Origin of the sequence: Candidatus Brocadia sinica JPN1 (genome assembly GCF_000949635.1) — a bacterium.
GTDB classification, from domain to species: Bacteria; Planctomycetota; Brocadiia; order Brocadiales; family Brocadiaceae; genus Brocadia; species Brocadia sinica.
The window spans coordinates 2,075,401-2,092,286 of record NZ_BAFN01000001.1; the positions used below are offsets into that span (position 1 = coordinate 2,075,401).

At 44.1% G+C, this 16,886-nt stretch carries 16 protein-coding genes; 12 read left to right on the plus strand and 4 right to left on the minus strand.

The window, feature by feature from the left end; all coding sequences use genetic code 11:
• The first annotated feature begins 99 nt into the window (after positions 1–99).
• From BROSI_RS09320 to BROSI_RS09340, 5 genes are read left to right on the plus strand one after another with little or no spacing between them, the layout of a single operon-like run.
• On the plus strand, positions 100–1,320 hold the full coding sequence (locus tag BROSI_RS09320; protein ID WP_052563473.1) for an efflux RND transporter periplasmic adaptor subunit: 1,221 nt from the start codon (positions 100–102) through the stop codon (positions 1,318–1,320).
• On the plus strand, positions 1,320–2,021 hold the full coding sequence (locus BROSI_RS09325; RefSeq protein ID WP_052563474.1) for an ABC transporter ATP-binding protein: 702 nt from the start codon (positions 1,320–1,322) through the stop codon (positions 2,019–2,021). The genes BROSI_RS09320 and BROSI_RS09325 overlap by 1 nt, the downstream gene beginning before the upstream one ends.
• Positions 1,996–3,153 (plus strand): ABC transporter permease, encoded by a 1,158-nt coding sequence (locus BROSI_RS09330; RefSeq protein ID WP_052563475.1) that lies wholly within the window; start codon positions 1,996–1,998, stop codon positions 3,151–3,153. The genes BROSI_RS09325 and BROSI_RS09330 overlap by 26 nt, the downstream gene beginning before the upstream one ends.
• Positions 3,154–4,320, plus strand: a complete 1,167-nt coding sequence (locus BROSI_RS09335) for an ABC transporter permease (protein ID WP_052563476.1) — start codon at positions 3,154–3,156, stop codon at positions 4,318–4,320.
• A gap of 41 nt (positions 4,321–4,361) precedes the next feature.
• Positions 4,362–4,685, plus strand: a complete 324-nt coding sequence (locus BROSI_RS09340) for a DMT family transporter (RefSeq protein WP_052563477.1) — start codon at positions 4,362–4,364, stop codon at positions 4,683–4,685.
• A gap of 187 nt (positions 4,686–4,872) precedes the next feature.
• On the opposite strand, the gene BROSI_RS09345 is transcribed toward BROSI_RS09340, so the two are convergent.
• Both BROSI_RS09345 and BROSI_RS09350 read right to left on the minus strand, forming a co-directional pair.
• Positions 4,873–5,109 (minus strand): toxin-antitoxin system HicB family antitoxin, encoded by a 237-nt coding sequence (locus BROSI_RS09345; RefSeq protein ID WP_052563478.1) that lies wholly within the window; start codon positions 5,107–5,109, stop codon positions 4,873–4,875.
• Positions 5,106–5,525, minus strand: a complete 420-nt coding sequence (locus tag BROSI_RS09350; protein WP_052563479.1) for a putative toxin-antitoxin system toxin component, PIN family — start codon at positions 5,523–5,525, stop codon at positions 5,106–5,108. Before BROSI_RS09350 ends, BROSI_RS09345 begins: the two co-directional genes overlap by 4 nt.
• Positions 5,526–6,211: 686 nt before the next feature.
• On the opposite strand from BROSI_RS09350, the gene BROSI_RS09355 reads away from it, so the two are divergent.
• Positions 6,212–7,186 carry a putative metal-binding motif-containing protein gene (locus BROSI_RS09355; protein ID WP_052563480.1) on the plus strand — a complete coding sequence of 325 codons (975 nt, stop codon included), beginning with the start codon at positions 6,212–6,214 and terminating at the stop codon, positions 7,184–7,186.
• Positions 7,183–8,334, plus strand: a complete 1,152-nt coding sequence (locus BROSI_RS09360) for a hypothetical protein (protein ID WP_052563481.1) — start codon at positions 7,183–7,185, stop codon at positions 8,332–8,334. Before BROSI_RS09355 ends, BROSI_RS09360 begins: the two co-directional genes overlap by 4 nt.
• A 362-nt stretch (positions 8,335–8,696) precedes the next feature.
• Here BROSI_RS09360 and BROSI_RS09365 read toward each other — a convergent pair whose 3' ends face one another.
• Positions 8,697–9,377 carry a rhomboid family intramembrane serine protease gene (locus tag BROSI_RS09365; protein ID WP_052563482.1) on the minus strand — a complete coding sequence of 227 codons (681 nt, stop codon included), beginning with the start codon at positions 9,375–9,377 and terminating at the stop codon, positions 8,697–8,699.
• 254 nt (positions 9,378–9,631) lie between these two features.
• Positions 9,632–10,126, minus strand: coding sequence for a peptidoglycan recognition protein family protein (locus tag BROSI_RS09370; RefSeq protein WP_162183232.1), 495 nt, complete (start codon positions 10,124–10,126; stop codon positions 9,632–9,634).
• Between the two features lie 469 nt (positions 10,127–10,595).
• On the opposite strand from BROSI_RS09370, the gene BROSI_RS09375 reads away from it, so the two are divergent.
• The 5 genes from BROSI_RS09375 (at position 10,596) to BROSI_RS09395 (ending at position 16,574) form a co-directional block, all read left to right on the plus strand.
• Positions 10,596–11,954, plus strand: coding sequence for an NAD(P)/FAD-dependent oxidoreductase (locus BROSI_RS09375; protein ID WP_052563484.1), 1,359 nt, complete (start codon positions 10,596–10,598; stop codon positions 11,952–11,954).
• Positions 11,955–11,968: 14 nt separating this feature from the next.
• A complete protein-coding gene (locus BROSI_RS09380; RefSeq protein ID WP_052563485.1) occupies positions 11,969–12,487 on the plus strand; it encodes a Crp/Fnr family transcriptional regulator in 519 nt (172 codons plus the stop codon).
• A 251-nt stretch (positions 12,488–12,738) separates the two neighbouring features.
• Positions 12,739–13,719 carry an ABC transporter substrate-binding protein gene (locus BROSI_RS09385; protein ID WP_052563486.1) on the plus strand — a complete coding sequence of 327 codons (981 nt, stop codon included), beginning with the start codon at positions 12,739–12,741 and terminating at the stop codon, positions 13,717–13,719.
• 64 nt (positions 13,720–13,783) lie between these two features.
• On the plus strand, positions 13,784–15,415 hold the full coding sequence (locus tag BROSI_RS09390) for a sensor histidine kinase (protein WP_162183233.1): 1,632 nt from the start codon (positions 13,784–13,786) through the stop codon (positions 15,413–15,415).
• 16 nt (positions 15,416–15,431) lie between these two features.
• Entirely contained in the window at positions 15,432–16,574 is a 1,143-nt protein-coding gene (locus BROSI_RS09395) for an adenylate/guanylate cyclase domain-containing response regulator (RefSeq protein WP_052563488.1), read from the plus strand.
• Positions 16,575–16,886: the final 312 nt, after the last annotated feature.

Genomic DNA, 16,886 nt, shown 5'->3' on the forward strand with positions numbered 1-16,886 from the left:
ACTATCCAGCCATACAACCTTTCAGTCATTATCATGCATCGTATATCGTGTATTGAAAACTTACTCATTTGTGAAGATACATCGCATAGAAAGTATTCAGTGTCACAGGAAGACCTTTTAAAATTAAAGATAGATAAGTCGGCAAGGAGTATTCGTCCGGTACGACACGGAAAACCGTACTATCGTATTGCAATTATAGCAGTCATTATCGCAGTAGTGGGATTCCTTTATTCGGTGGGGATTCTGACACCGGCTGTCCCTGTTGAGGTTGCCAGCGTTACCAGGGCGTATCCGTCTCAGACTCTTACTCTGTTGAATGCCAGTGGCTATGTAGTAGCTCAGCGCAAGGCTGCCGTGGCGTCCAAAATCACCAGCCGGCTTGTATCATTGAGCGTTGAGGAGGGAAGCAAGGTAAAAAAGGGAGAGATCATCGCATGTCTTGAAAATGAGGATGCTATTGCCTTACAGAACCAGGCTGAAGCCAACCTGAATGTTGCACGCTTCGACCTACAGCAGGCGAAGGCAGAACTTCGGAATGCCACAGTCTCCTATCGTCGTGAAAAAAAGTTACTGGCAACGGGGATCGCAACGCCGGCCGAATACGATGCTGCTCTTGCCCGTTACAAGAAGGCCGTTGCCGCTGTTGCCGGTGCAAAAGCTGCGGTTAAAGCTGGCGCCGCAGCGCTTCAGGTGGCTGAAGTATCTTTAGAATATACCCTGATTCGGGCTCCTTTCGACGCGGTGGTTTTAACGAAAAGCGCTGATATCGGCGATATCGTTACCCCAATTGGAGCGGCTGCCGATTCCAAGTCTGCCGTTGTTACTATTGCCGATATGGGTTCGCTTCAGGTAGAGGCTGATGTTTCTGAATCGAATCTGGAATTGGTGAAGGTTGGGCAGCCATGTGAGATACAGCTCGATGCACTGCCAGAGTCCCGTTTCCGCGGAGAAGTCCATATGATCGTGCCAACTGCCGACCGTAGCAAGGCGACGGTCATGGTCAAGGTTCGCTTTATCGATAAAGATATCCGTATATTGCCGGAAATGAGCGCAAAAGTCGCCTTTCTCTCCAGGCCAGTAAAAAGTGAAGAGCAGGAACCGATGACTACCATTAACCACGCAGCTATCGTAACTCGTAACGGCAGGAATGTTGTCTTTCTTATAAAAGACGACTATGTGGTACAGACTCCTGTCACTTCAGGAAGACAGATCGATGATATGATAGAAGTCCTTGACGGGATAAAACAAGGCGATAAAGTGGTAATCAGACCATTGAACAAATTGAAAGACGGCTCAAAGATAAAGGTGATAGAGAAGTAATGGAACAGAAAGCACCTATTGTTGAAATAGAAAATCTGAATAAGTCTTACCGCAGAGGCAACCAAACTATACCGGTATTGGAAAACATTACTTTTGATATTGAGGAAGGTGAATTTCTGGCATTGATGGGTCCCTCAGGCTCGGGAAAGAGCACCTTGTTGAACCTGATTGCCGGTATCGATAAGTCGGATAGCGGTATCATCAAAATTCATGGCGTAGATATTACGGTACTATCAGAAACAGAACTTGCCCGGTGGCGTTCTGCCAATGTTGGCTTTATCTTCCAGTTTTATAACCTGATCCCGGTACTTACCGCCTTTGAGAATGTTGAATTACCCTTGCTTCTCACGTGGCTCTCCAGAAAAGAACGGAGAGTGCATGTTGAAACGGCGCTTCGGGTAGTCAATCTTTCCGATCGTATGGATCATTATCCTGGTCAGCTCTCTGGAGGACAACAGCAGCGTGTGGCTATTGCCCGTGCCCTTGTTACCGACCCTGCGATAATTGTAGCAGATGAGCCGACCGGCGACCTGGACCGTGTTTCAGCGAAAGAGATACTGGAATTGATGGGTCGTCTCAATGCCGAATTTGGCAAGACCATTATCATGGTTACCCACGATCCGCATGCAGCAGAAAAGGCCCATACGATAAAGCATCTGGAAAAGGGCATTTTGGATGTACATAATCAATCTCATTTATAAAAATGCCTTCCGCCACAAACTGCGTACCTCGCTAACCATTCTTGGCATTACCATCGTTATCCTTGCTTTTAGTCTCCTGAGGACTGTGGTAAGCGCCTGGTATGCCGGAGTAGAGGCATCATCAGCAACCCGCCTTGTGACCAGAAATTCCATATCCCTCGTCTTCCCGCTCCCCATTTCGTATAAGGATAAAATACGACAAATACACGGAGTCAGTTTTGTATCCTCTGCATATTGGTTTGGTGGAATTTATATTGACGAAAAAAATTTCTTCGCCAACTTTGCCGTGGAACCAAAAAATTTCCTGGAATTGTATCCTGAATACATACTTCCTCCTGACCAGAAGGACGCCTTCCTCCGCGACCGGAAGTCTGTTATTGCAGGACAAAAACTTGCTTCAAAATATCATTGGGAGATCGGCGATACCCTTACCCTGAAAGGAACGATTTTCCCGGGTAACTGGGAGTTTGTTGTACGCGGAATCTATAGAGGCAGGGATAAAAGCACCGATGAGACCCAGTTCTTTTTCCACTGGGATTATCTCAATGAATCGCTGAAAAAAACCACATCCTTGCGTGCAGATCAGGCCGGCTTTTATCTCGTTGGGGTAAATAATCCCGATCTGGCTGATGATGTGGCGGTGACTATTGATAAAACCTTTAAAAATTCACTTGCGGAAACTTTGACGGAGACTGAAAAGGCATTCCAGTTAAGTTTTGTTTCCATGAGTGAAGCGATCGTTATTGCCATACAGTTAGTTTCTTTTGTGGTAATTATTATCATCATGGCAGTCATGGCGAATACCATGGCGATGACTGCCCGCGAGCGAATTGGAGAATATGCAATATTGAAGACCCTGGGATTCGGCGGCTGGTATATTGCTGCGCTCATATTTGGAGAATCCCTGTTTATTACCGTGGTTGGCTGCGCCATTGGTATTGCTTTTACCTTTCCGATAGCAAAAGTCTTTGGGAATGTTATGGGGACATACTTTCCCGTGTTTAACGTGACAACGAAAACCATCTACCTTGATATAGCAGTCTCTCTCCTGGTCGGGATGGTAGCAGCAATCATTCCGACCTGGCGTGCAATAACGATACGGATTGCTGATGGTCTCAGGAGGATTGGATAGGTGAGAATACCGTTTTCATACAGCTTTCGTAATCTCCTGACCCGCAGGCTTACTACCATGCTGACGGCATCTGGTATGGCATTGGTGGTATTTGTATTCACCTCGATTTTAATGCTTGCAGAGGGGTTGCGGAAAACCCTGGTGAATACCGGTTCTTATGATAATGTCGTGGTGGTCCGCAAGGCAGCGGCCTCTGAAGTGCAGAGCGGGATTGATCGGCAGCAGGCTTCTGTCTTAGAGACGCAGCCGGAGGTGGCTCTTGGGGCAAATGGCCAAAGGTTGCTGGCTAAAGAGATGGTAGTGCTTATCAACCTCCCCAAGAGAGGGAGCAATAAACCATCGAATGTGGTTATCCGGGGAATTTCGCAAAACTCTCTCTTGTTGCGTCCTCAGGTAAAGCTCATTGATGGTCGTATGCCCCGGTCTGGTTCCTCTGAAATAATTGCAGGTCAAAACATTGCAAAACGGTTTAAAGGTGGTGGAGTTGGTGAAACCCTCAGATTCGGGATGAGAGACTGGGCAGTGGTGGGGACGTTTGATGCGGGGAATACGGGTTTCAGCTCGGAGATATGGGGGGATGTGGATCAGCTGATGCAGGCATTTCGCCGCCCCGTGTACTCGTCTGTCATCTTTCAGTTACGCGATCCTTCCGAGTTCAATAAGGTGAAGGCACGCATTGAAAGCGACCCGCGCCTGACCCTGGAGGCCAAACGGGAAATCGCGTACTATGAAGACCAATCTAAAATGATGGCAAAATTCCTGCGCATTCTGGGGCTATCACTCACCATAATCTTTTCTTTAGGTGCAATTATCGGTGCTATGATTACTATGTACTCGGCTGTGGCAAATCGTACCAGTGAAATTGGCACGCTGCGCGCACTCGGCTTTCAAAGAATAAGCATTTTGGGTGCGTTTCTCATGGAGTCATTAATACTCGGTTTTTTGGGGGGGTGCGTGGGTCTGTTTTTTGCCTCATTTATGCAACTGCTTACCATTTCCACCATGAACTTTCAGACTTTTTCCGAACTCGCCTTTACCTTTTCCCTTACCTTTGGTATCGTTTATAAATCTTTTGCTTTTTCACTGATAATGGGATTTCTTGGCGGTGTACTGCCTGCGGCCAGGACGTCACGCATGAATATCGTAGATGCACTCCGGGCGAGTTGACAGTATCTGCAAAAATTCATGAAAAAAAGGAGGTATTCACTATGAGTTGGTTGTATCTGTTCCTGGCAATAATCCTGGAAGTCTCGGGTACCACCTGCTTGAAATTGTCCCAGGGTTTCACGAAGTTATTGCCATCGGTATTGCTCTTTATCCTGTACGGATTTAGTTTTACTTCGTTTTCCTTTGCCCTCAAAAAGCTTGACGTAAGCGTTGCCTACGCCGTATGGTCAGGGCTGGGAACCACTCTTATAGCAACGGTGGGCATTTTGTGGTTCAGGGAGCCATTAAGCGCCGTAAAGATAATTTCAATTGGACTGATTATAATAGGCGTGATAGGGTTGCGTCTGAGCGGAGGAATACAGTAATCGCCAAGAAACCGCCTCCAACTATGGCAAACACAAAAAGAAAGGAATACTTAACGCCAGCGTCACTGACGAGGAGCACAGAATCTTAAAAAAATGCCTAAAACCAATTCGCTTGATTGAAGCCAAACATAAGCAAAAAAAGTGTACTGTACTCCACGTTCATGTGCACGCAGTTGTTATGCATTACCTAAATTTCATCCCCATGAAGGGGTTTCCTATCTGGAACTCTATCAAGTATTCTTCTGAAGTCAGACTTCTTCGCTCTTTTTGCCCTTCTTCCCAGGTAATCTTCAGTCAATATTGCAGATATCTTCTCAGCAACTGCCGATGAAATAAACTGGTTGATTGATACCCCTTCCTTCCTCGCAATTTCCTTTATGTGCCTATGTATTGAATCAGGCAATCTTAAGCTTAACGCACTCACTTTATTTCCTCCAATAATTTCCTCGGTGCTATAGCTCTTACCCCAAACTTATTGGACCCCTTAAAATCAGTTACATTGTGGGTTACAATAGTTTTAGTTCCGGACGCAACTGCCACTTCTAATATGAGGTCGTCCTTGGCGTCCGATAAACATGGTCTCCACAAAAAGTATATTTTCTGATGTTCGCCAAATTTGCACAAATTATCTAATACCTTATCAATATCCCGATCTGATAACCCTAACTCTGTTCTATTTTCCTTCAATATATACTCGTATTCGAATAACAGCGCAGTTGATAAAACTATTTTCACCTTTCCTCGTTCAATAGCTCTAAGAATCTGATGTGATGCTCCTCTCGAGGAATATAGCCCAGCATACAATACATTGGTGTCGAGGACTACCCTTGCTTTAATCATATCACTATGATATTACATATAGTATTGCATTAAATCAAGCTTGTCTTGTAACGTTTAAATGCATAACATGTTATTATACAGTTTCTGTCTTTTAGCAAAGCAAAACTTGAAAGTCAATACAAAACTATAAATATTGGCAAAAAAAACAAACTTTCTGCACAGAAATGCCATGAAAAATTACAAAAAAGTACATTTGTGATCCGTTTTTTTTGTATTTTTCTCCTTGCCACCATTTCCACCCGGTTGTTTTAACTGTTGAATATTCTTACCGTTAAAAAAACTTCATCGCTTTTTTCCCTTTGAAAACATGTTTGGAATATCATTTGTGCTAACAGACCAGAAAGCACAAAAAGGAAGCAAGGGACTTGTATCCTTGTTGAATAATTTCATCGCATAAAATCTTTTGTGTTAAGATACGCCCCACCTGACGATAGTTTTCACTAACCTTCATGATGAGGAGTTCGTTTATGCATACCGTCAAAGGTAGTCTCGTTGTTCTTTTGTTTTACAGATGGAAGGACAGTTGTTCCTTTGATGTGGACGATACAGGAGACAAAGAATGAAAGTTCTATAGATAAGCCACTCTTGAAATTATCGTTACGATTATTATTGTGTCAATTGCAGGGAGCGTAACCTTAGATACCTGTTCCCGTTTATTTCAATGAATATCCTGACAGGAGCAAAATATGAGAAAGTTTATTTTATACGCGAATGTGATGGTGCTTCTTTTTTCCCTGGCAACAAACCTGATGGCAGATGTAGTTACGGTTTTTGAACACACCTATGTGCGCGAGACCGGATCACCCAAAGCGCGGACAAACACATTCTCCGGCATTAAAGGTCCCGCTACTATACGGGTGACCAATGGCGGTCTTGAGGGAGCAGACAACAAGAAGGTAAGCAATGCAGATATTGTATTAAATGGAGAGACCATCATCGACTCATCCAATTTTCATCAAAATGTAGAGGTAGTAGACGTAGAGAAGACCCTTGACGGCAGAATAAATACGATTGAAGTTACCGTAAAAGGCAAACCGGGAGGGGCATTAACCGTCCAGGTACTTGCAGAAGATGGGGGTGTCGACTTTGACGGCGATGGTTTTACGAGAGTCGATGGGGATTGTGATGATAACAACTCCTCCGTAAATCCGGGAGCTACAGAGATCAAGAAGAACGGCATTGATGATGACTGTAACGCATTGACACCGGATGATGATATAGGAGTGAACCTCCCGCCTGACCCCGGTGAGGAAGGAAAGAAAACCCTGCTTGGGATAGATACGGATGGCGATGGGGTACGTGATGACATTCAAAGGTACATATACTTTACCTATCCCGATGACAAGAAACTTCGATTAGGTCTTACGTACTATGCCAAAGAGTTTCAGGGCGTGCTGAAAGACGCAAACGACCGTGAGGCTGCTTATGATCATGCAATGAAGATGGTTCGTCATGGTGATTGTCTTTGGTACCTTAAGGGTGAAGAAGCCATAGACATTTGTCGTGCACTCCGCGCTCAGATTCTGAACACCAGGGAGCGCAGTATTGCATACATTAAGTACAGCGATAATCTGGGTGGCAGATTTATTAGAGGCGCTCCGCAAAAAGAATGGAAAGACAGTTGTTCCTTTGATGTGGACGCTACAGGAGGTGACCAATGAAAATCCGATGGCTACCTAAAATAGTACTTCTTACCTTTCTTGCTATGCCAGGTGTTGTATATGGTGAGGGTGGGCAACAATGTCAACCAAGGACAGTTGTCTTTTTTGGCAATGGCGTGTGGAATGATGTGGAGGACGCCAGTGAAAGCAGACGTAAATTGGAAAATCGTCTGAATACACATATATCAGGAACAAACCTGGATGGTATAATAACATATGAATTAGCATACAATCCTTCCAATGGTTATTTAGAAGACCTGTTGGAGACATTTGAACAAGATTTACAAACGAACTACAGCCTGTTCTGGAATTATCTTGCCGAATGGGATATCATGCCAGACTTCCTTCAAGATAAAATACTTGCGATAGCAAAGGAGGTTGACGCTGCTGTAGTAAGCGCCAACCCATCGGTACAAGAGCATATTGCTTTGTATAATACCTATCTAAGTGAAGGCAAAATGATTGTGCTTGTCGCGCATTCTCAGGGTAATCTGTATGGCAACATTGCATATCTTGGCATAGACCCGCAATATATCGATGGATTTGGCATGGTATCGGTGGCAAATCCAGACAGTTACGTTGCCGGTGGAGGTCCCTACACGACAATTAACGAAGATTTTATCATCAACAGCATTCTATCTGCATTACCACCGAATCTTGACAATTTCTTCGGCCCTCTCAATTGGGGCGATATCTGGGGTGGCCATAATTTTATAAAGTCTTATATGGCTCCCGGCCATAAGGCAGAAGCGAAAATCCTTAATGACGTTGTCTCTATGGTCAACGAACTCATACCATCGAACACAGAAGCCGTAGAAATAGTGCATACGTATAATATTTTCGAGGTGGTCTGCGGTAATCCTGGTACAACATTTATAACCATACCGCAGGATGCATATATCACGGAAATCCGTACCTATCACTGGTGTGATGAAGGCCAGCCAGCAGGAACACATGCTTTATACAATTGCAACTCATTTCTCATGTATGGGCCATTTCCAGGAACGACCGACTTTCGTTCCTGGGTATCGCATCCCAATACCTATGTGCCCGCAGGAAGCTATGAAGTCATCGATTCTGAACCAAGTACCTGGTCACACACGTATGGCGGGGGATTTGTAATAATCAAGGGTATATTGTGTTACTAACGTGCATTCATTGTGGGTGGCAGATTTATTAAAGGCGCTCCACAGAAAGAATGAAAGAACAGTTGTTCTTTTGATGTAGACGGCACGGGAGGCGAACAATGAAAGTTCTATAGATGAGGCACTCTTGTAATTATCGTTACGATTATTATTGTGTCAATTGTTCGCAAAGAATAAATCTTTGTGTCTCTGTGTGAGAAGCAAAAAACACACTTTTCCAACTCGTTTGGGTGTGCATCCAGAAGAAAGCTGATATGTTCAGTGGGAGATAGACCCACCAGGGAAAAAGCTAGAAGCCATATAAGATTCTTTAATGCATAAGTAAAGTAGTAATTGCAATATGCATTTTGCAATCACGCAGATTTTTAGAAATGACGATACCGTGATTTGGGAAATGTTTTTATGAGAATTACGCCTAAAACAAAACCGCCGATATGCGCCCACCATGCCACGCCTCCCCCCTGGACTGAGGAAATAGTGGCTGCACCACTAAAAAACTGGATGAGAAACCAAAAGCCCAGCACAAAAATGGCGGGTAATTCCATCATCTGCCAGATAATAAAGAGGGGTATGATAACCAATATCCTCGCTCTCGGAAAGGTAACCATATAGGCGCCCAGCACACCGGCGATTGCCCCGCTTGCCCCCACGCAAGGAATTCCTGACTGACTGTTGAAATAGACATGCACCATGGCTGATCCAATCCCGCAGATCAGATAAAATAAGGCGAATTTGAAGTGTCCGAGCGTGTCCTCAATATTGTCTCCAAAGATCCATAAATACCACATATTCCCGATAAGGTGAACAAACCCTCCGTGAAAAAACATGTAACTCAGGAAAGGGAAATAGGTATTTACAAAAGTGGAATCCGGGATTTCGGCTGAATAGGACACTTTGATGGGGACAATACCGAATTGGAACAGGAGGGAGTCTAGGCTGGGACCTGCTGAAAGTTCAATGAGAAAAACCACAACATTTATGAAAATAATACCAACCGTAATGAATGGAAAGGTTCCCGAAGGATTTCGGTCTCGGATAGGTATCATTTGGTCTTACACCTTCGTAAATGTCGTCTTTTCTTTGTGTATTCTCTTTTATTCAATATCCCTGAAGATATATCTTGCTGATAATATTCTCCGCATTTTTGTAATAAATTAACTTTGTAAAATCACTAATTAAGTATAACTTATTACATTTCAAAGAGTTAACTACAACATATACTACATCGACAATAAATTGTCGATGAATAGGCGCTAAGCACCTATTCATTTATCGCAGCTTTGTAAAATGAAGCGGGGCATTACCATCGGGTGGTTTTAGCGAGTAACTTATAATAGGGGAAATTTCTTCCGGGACATTCAGTTTCCCTGAAGTGTCTGTGCATGATAATGTTCTCGGAAGGGATACGGCATCGTTCCTGGAGATACTCTACCAGCACCGAAAGTGAGGCCATCTGTGCTGCCGTTGGATAGGAATCGTTGAAGTTTCCAACCAGACAGATTCCGATACCATAGTGATTGTATTCCTCAACGCCTGCATGTGCGCCGTTTATCTGGTTTATCCATCTGTTGCCAATCTCAATCTTCCCATCTCCAGCACCCTTTCCGTTGCCTATCACAAAATGGTATCCTAAGCCATTTTCCCAACCTCTCTTTTCCCGGTGAAACCTGTCAAATTCAGCGGCACAACCCGACACCGAGGCGCTGTGATGGATAACAATATATTTCCAGTCACGTACAAAATAGCGATCCAGCTGTCTACTAATATAAGGTACTTCCTTTTTTGGAGGTTTCACGGTTGTTGTTGTTATTGGTTTGAAAGTAGGCGGGGTAGAGCAACCAGATAAATAAAGAATGACGAGAAAAGACAGGCAAATATACATTTTTTTCCTAAAGCGCATGTGTTATCCCCCGAAATAAGAACTATACCTACCTGATAAATCAAACATATCCTATCCAGTTTGTGGGAGTATATCATAAGTGTTTTTGTTGTCAATTAACAAATTTACTTTTCCTAAGGAATTCATTCATAAATTCTTGACTTTAGACTCTTTCCGGTGTATACACTGGGTCTGGGGCTCGCTTGAAAATTAGCAAAAGATGTGCTATTATACCAACTATTGATGTCATCGGAAAATCAAATAACAAGAATGCTTTTGTACTAAGTGTTCTTAGATTTATGACTTAAGAATATCTTCAGAACTACATTGGTGCTCCGGGATACAAGTGCATACTGCAAAGGCAATTTTATGAAGTGAGTATTACATGGAAAGGATAAAAGGTTTGATCCTAACTGACGGCGCTCGCATAGGAATAATTGGAGGAGGGCCTGCCGGTTCCTTTTTTAGTATTTTCGCCTCAAAATTAGCCAGGGATATAGGGAAAGCACTTGATTTCACCATTTACGAAAGAAAGACGTTCGCCAACCACGGGGCATCCGGTTGCAATATGTGCGCAGGAGTCATCTCTGAGTCCCTGGTACAATCATTGGCGCTGGAGGGTATTAATCTGCCATCTTCCGTCGTACGATGGGGCATAGAGTCTTATTTCTTCCATACGCAGAATGGCAGTGTTCAGATAAAGTCTTCACGCCTCCAGCAACGAGGAATCGCCACCGTCTTCAGGGGTGGTGGACCAGCTGGAAGTCTGGAAAAAGATGTACAGAGTTTTGACGGGTTTCTTCTCCAGAAAGCAATTGATTGCGGGACACAGGTTAAGCATGTTATTGTGGATGAGATTCGTTTGGATGGCGGGAAACCAGGACTCTATTCGGGGGGAAGGATTCTTCAGGATTGCGATCTCCTCGTGGGTGCCTTTGGGGTCAAGGCGAGTACAAGCAAGATGTGTGAAAAACTGGGCACAGGGTACAAAATTCCTCCTACCATCAAGGCTACTCAATCTGAAATTGAACTGGGAAGAGATTGGGTTGCAAGCCGGTTTGGGCACTCCATACACATCTTTCTCCTGCGCATTCCGGGGATAAAGTTCATAAGCATTATACCCAAAGGGGATTATATCACTATCAGTGCGCTGGGAAAGGAGCCGGGCGTAAATCACATAAAGACCTTTCTTGACCACCCGGTAATGAAAAAGATGCTTCCATCAGGTTTTAAAATACCCGAAAGATTTTGCCACTGCTTCCCAAAGATAAACGTAGGCGCTGCGCGAAAACCTTTTGCCAATAGGCTGGTATTTGTTGGGGATGCTGGTAGTTCAAGACTCTATAAAGATGGAATAGGTTCTGCTTACATAACTTCCAAGGCGGCGGCCTATACGGCGTTACTCCACGGAGTAGGAGAGGAAGACTTCAGGGGGTATTACCTCCCGGTTTGCAAAACCCTGAACAGAGATAATCTGTTTGGGCGATTCCTTTTTTCTGCAAACGACTTCATTTCCATTATCCCACCAGTCAGCAGGTGCTACTTTAAAGTAATACAGCTGGAGCAGGATGGTTTGCAAAGAAACACTCCCTATGGTGATGTCCTCTGGGATATGTTTACCGGAAGCAGGTTCTATAAGGACATTTTTGTAAGGGCGCTTAGCCCATGGCTTACTATGCACCTGCTCAGTGTAATGATTGCTTCTTTTTTCAAGAAAGTGTTTTTTCCCCACACAAGAAAGTAGGAAGGAGTAGCTCCGTGTCAGAAGACTCTCTTTTAGGAAGGTTATACAAAGATGGCGAGACTGTCGTTGAGGAAGGTGTGCAGAGCCGCACTATGTATGTGATACAGAGCGGGAAAGTAAAGGTTGTAAAGGACGATGCTGTGGGAAAAGAAACCACTCTTGCCTTATTAGGGGAGGGGGATATCTTCGGTGAGATGAGTCTGTTCGATGCCAGCCCCCGCTCGGCAACGGTTAAGGCTGTGGGGGAGGCAAGGGTCCTTGCCATAGAACACGAAGGCCTTCTCAAGAGGATTAAGATGGATCCCACCCTCGCCTTCCGTATTATTAAGCAGATGAGTCAACGCATCAGGGATCTGAATATCAAGTTAATCTCCGCACAGAAAACAATGAATCAAGCCAATGAGAAACTATTACAGCTCAATAAAACTGAAAACGTTCGTATGGAAGACCTGGAAATGAAAGTAAATCGCATCGTTGCACAACTGCGGGAAAAACTTCAGAAGCTAACTGATCAGTTCATCGACAAGGATTAAATATTTTCTGTGAGACGGTATTATACCAGATGTTACGGTTCAATCGAGGACGATTGAACCAGCGAAGGTGAAGGAATTTTGTCGTAAAAAGGTGTACGTATAAGTAGCCGAAGGCCTGATTAAAACGGATGCCCTGATGATGAAAAAGATAGTAGACAATTTGGCAACAGTCATTCTTTTATTTCCCCATAACTCCGGTTCAATCTCTGCGGCAATACGAAACAGTTTACAAAAGAAGAAGATGCCATACTATGGCAAAAAAATATCCTAAATCATACAGACACCGGAATTTTACCGTGGTATTTTGGTTTGTCCATGTGTTTTTCTTCCAGGCCGCATTCCTCATGCCTCATGCAATACCTGCGGAAAATGCGGTCATTATCATCCGAAGCCAGCAAATCCCGGCCTATAACGAGGCGATCAAGGGTTTCGAGGAAGGATGTAAAGGGGAAAATATTTCCATAAAGGCGATTTACGATCTCAACGGGGATATAGAAGAGGGCAAGAGGATTATTCAGAAAATCAAGGATAACAGTTTCAAACCCAGGGTCATCCTGGCCATAGGGGTACTTGCAGCAACTTTCGTAAAGGAACAATTTCCCGATGTCCCTATTATATTCTGCATGGTTATCAATCACAACCGCTTTAATTTGCAGGGCGCTAATATTACAGGTATTTCTTCAGAGGCATCACTGGAAGATCAATTTGCTATTCTGAAAGGGCTTCTTGGTTCGCGGAAGAGTGTCGGTGTCATTTATGACCCGGCAAAGACCGGGAAAATTATCACGGAAGCAAGTATTGTGGTGAAAAAATTTGAGTTCAATCTTGTCAAGGCACAGGTCTTTTCTGAAAAAGAGGTTGCGCCAGTGCTAGAAAATATTGTCAATAAGATTGATGCCTTATGGATGATACCCGACAGTACGGTAATTACAAAAAACACACTTAGCGCTATCTCCAAAATAACCCTGGAGCATCGTCTGCCCATATTCTGCACTTCCGACGCCATTGTAAAAGCAGGCGCGCTTGTTTCCGTTTCACCAAATTATAAATATACAGGCTTACAGGCAGCCCATCTGGCGCAAAGGCTGTTAAATGACCCGATGACAACTTCGCTGGGCATTAAACAGCCGGATAAATTAAAATTAACCTTAAATACCCAAACTGCGGAGATAATTGGGATAAATCTTTCTCCCATACGCTCTTTTCCGGATGTAGTTTTATACCCACAATAGTTTTTCCTTTTCTGATCACATGATTAGCATCCGTCTAAAACTTATTCTTTTTACGAGTATGCTGGTGATCATTATCAGTACACTCAGTTGCCTGTTCTTTCTCAGCCATACAAAAAGGCAACAGAAAGATGCGCTGAAGAGATTTGGCACGTCTCTTGTCATGTTGCTTGCACAAGACAACGAGGTCAAACATGCCTTGCGTTCTATACAACCTGCATTCCTGGATACCTCTATCCAGAGGGTTCGGGAACTTGACAGGGAAGATGAAATTGGTTATTTGCGTGTATCAAATAACCAGGTTATCATGTTTGAAGAAAAGGCGAGCTGGATTAACAGTGATATGGAAAAAATCCCCCTCAGGAAAGACTATGAAAAACCAGTTGCCACACTCACCCATACTGTGTGGACAAGAGGCGGCTCCCGGCTTGTGGGGGAACCCTCCCAAACTTCGGAAGCGCCGTTCTTCGGTTGCATTACCCTGGATTCAGGAGAGACATTTTGCGATTTTACAGCGCCTATCTTCGAGAAACAAACCTTTTCTGAGGAGGAATTTGCCGCACAGATTTTGGGTGAAGAAGTGGTCTCCGAGGAGAAGGTGCAACAGATTTTGGGTTTCGTGCAGATTGGTTTATCCCACCGCAAATTGGACGAAAGGATTCAGAAAATCATCTGGCAGAGCATTATCCCCATGGGGGTATTTATTGTTCTTGGGGGGATCTGCATCACATTCTTTCTCACCAGATACATTGTTTCTCCATTACGACATATGGCAAGTATTACCCTTGATATTGCCAGAGGGAATCTCACTCGCGCCGTAGATATCCGTTCCAGAGACGAAATCGGGCAACTGTCCCTAAATTTTAACGAGATGACAAAGGCGCTTAAGACGTCTCACGATGAAAAAGAAAAGATTATGACCCAGTTGCGAGAACATATTCATAGCCTGTGTCATGCAAATAGTGAACTGCAAAAGGCGCAAGAGCGTCTGGTGCGCTCGGAAAAATTGGCTGCCGTTGGGAAATTAGCGTCGGGTGTTGGACATGAATTGCGGAATCCGCTGGGAGCCATCAGAAACGCACTGTTCATTATAAAAAAGAAGACCACGGATATGGATGTGTCAACCGGTACTCAAAAGGTAAATCAATGGCTGGAAATCATTGAAAAAGAAACAGAGCGGGGTTTAAAGATCGTTAATGATCTTCTGGGATTCTCAAGGACTGCAAAACCCACGGTATCCCCCACAAAAATTCATGCTATCATTGAATCGTCTCTTTCAAGACTCAAGATATCAGAGAAAATTAAACGTGTCATACAGGTGGAAGACCCTGTGCCTTTGGCGCTTGTAGACGCAAGCCAGATCGAACAGGTATTTATCAATCTGATCCAAAATGCCTGCGACGCGATGCCGATGGGCGGAATATTAACGATTCGTGCTCAAAGAGAAGACAACTCTGTTTTAGCCGTTACGTTTACAGACACCGGCTGCGGCATACCAGATGGTATTAAAAATCTGATATTTGATCCCCTGTTTACCACAAAACCCAAAGGGCTTGGATTGGGACTGGCCGTCAGTTCCAGTATCGTACAAAGACACGGAGGGTGTATTGATATAAAAAGTAAGGAAGGAGAAGGCGCCACTTTTATCGTCAAGTTACCTATTGCAACTATCCCGTACAGCGAAGCTGCAATCAAATAATCAACAACTTACAAAAATGGCAAATGAATTGTCTGATAAAATCTGCATCATGTTAGTCGATGACGATCTTTCTATGCTTCAAACCACCGCCGCAGTACTGGAAGAAGAGGGATACAATGTCCTGGCCTGCAGCGCAGGAAAAGAGGCTATTGATGAATTTCATGATGCTGTTTTTGCAATGGTACTGGATATCAATATGCCTGATATTTCAGGACTGGAAGTCTTTGAAATTATCAAATCCAGAAATCGTTATGTCCCTATTATCTTTCATACAGGGTATGATGAAAGAGAGAAAAGGATAGACATTCGCAGGCATTTTCGACCGCATGCGTATGTGGTTAAGGGCAGTGACCCGGAGCAACTGCTTGATACCGTTGCCGGTGCCGTAGAATCTTACAAGAGTATACGGGAAAACATCGTCCTGAATGAGACCCTCCGGGAACGAAATAAATTGATCGAGGAATTCAATCGGTCATTAGAGGATAAGGTTAAAAGACAGGTGGAAGAAATCCAGAGGACGTCACGGTTAAAAAGGTACGTCTCGCCGCAGATTGCCGAGAGCATTGTTTCGAGCGGCAGTGATAAGTACCTGATGAATGCCAGAAAATTATTGACCATATGTTTTTCCGATCTGAAAGGTTTTACCGAGGCTTCTGAGAGTATGGAGCCGGAGGACACCATAAAATTATTAAACGAATATTTCACGGAGATGACGAAAATTATCTTTCAATACGGAGGTACGCTTGACAAATTCATTGGGGACGGTATCCTGGTATTTTTTGGTGATCCAATTATGTATGAAAACCATGCCGAAAGGGCAGTCAGGATGGCCATTGATATGCGTGAAAAGGTACGCGACCTGCGCAACCACTGGCTTGAAATGGGATGCAATATTGATATCTATTTTGGAATAAACACCGGCTATGCTACCGTTGGAAACATTGGCTCAGCAATCCAAATGAACTATACCGTTATCGGACACCAGGTCAACATTGCCCACAGGTTACAAATGGAAGCCAGGCCAGGACAGATCTTGGTTACCGCCCGTACTCTCTCGGAAATAAAGGATATAGTGGAAACAGAGGAAATTAGGCAGGTAAAACTGAAAGGGATTCATAAACCGGTTGACGTGTATAATGTTTTACGGTGCAAAAGGTAAATCCATGGGGAAACCACGTAGAGGCTCATCTCTATTTTTTCTGCATCTGGGCACTTGTTTCAACGTCTTCGCAAAAAGGGATGATTACCGTGATCCCGCCCCCCCCTTACCATACCGGATGATATCTCCAGGCAGGGGGAGGACGTTTTTTGTCGGGCTGAGCTACCGCTTCTGACAGCGATTTTTCCTTTCATACGCAGTGGCGCAGACAAACGGAGTTTGTCTGCGCTGAACTTGATGATTAGGAATTTCAAACTTTTCGCCTCTCCCGTAGTCCCCCTCGTGAGGGGGGTAAGGGGGTGGAATTTTGTC

Bases quoted from the DNA above. Each gene is read 5' to 3' on its own strand.
- BROSI_RS09325 (WP_052563474.1), top strand. From the start codon at position 1,320: ATGGAACAGAAAGCACCTATTGTTGAAATAGAAAATCTGAATAAGTCT.
- BROSI_RS09330 (WP_052563475.1), top strand. From the start codon at position 1,996: ATGTACATAATCAATCTCATTTATAAAAATGCCTTCCGCCACAAACTG.
- BROSI_RS09340 (WP_052563477.1), top strand. From the start codon at position 4,362: ATGAGTTGGTTGTATCTGTTCCTGGCAATAATCCTGGAAGTCTCGGGT.
- BROSI_RS09350 (WP_052563479.1), bottom strand. From the start codon at position 5,525: ATGATTAAAGCAAGGGTAGTCCTCGACACCAATGTATTGTATGCTGGG.
- BROSI_RS09355 (WP_052563480.1), top strand. From the start codon at position 6,212: ATGAGAAAGTTTATTTTATACGCGAATGTGATGGTGCTTCTTTTTTCC.
- BROSI_RS09360 (WP_052563481.1), top strand. From the start codon at position 7,183: ATGAAAATCCGATGGCTACCTAAAATAGTACTTCTTACCTTTCTTGCT.
- BROSI_RS09365 (WP_052563482.1), bottom strand. From the start codon at position 9,377: ATGATACCTATCCGAGACCGAAATCCTTCGGGAACCTTTCCATTCATT.
- BROSI_RS09375 (WP_052563484.1), top strand. From the start codon at position 10,596: ATGGAAAGGATAAAAGGTTTGATCCTAACTGACGGCGCTCGCATAGGA.
- BROSI_RS09385 (WP_052563486.1), top strand. From the start codon at position 12,739: ATGGCAAAAAAATATCCTAAATCATACAGACACCGGAATTTTACCGTG.
- BROSI_RS09395 (WP_052563488.1), top strand. From the start codon at position 15,432: ATGGCAAATGAATTGTCTGATAAAATCTGCATCATGTTAGTCGATGAC.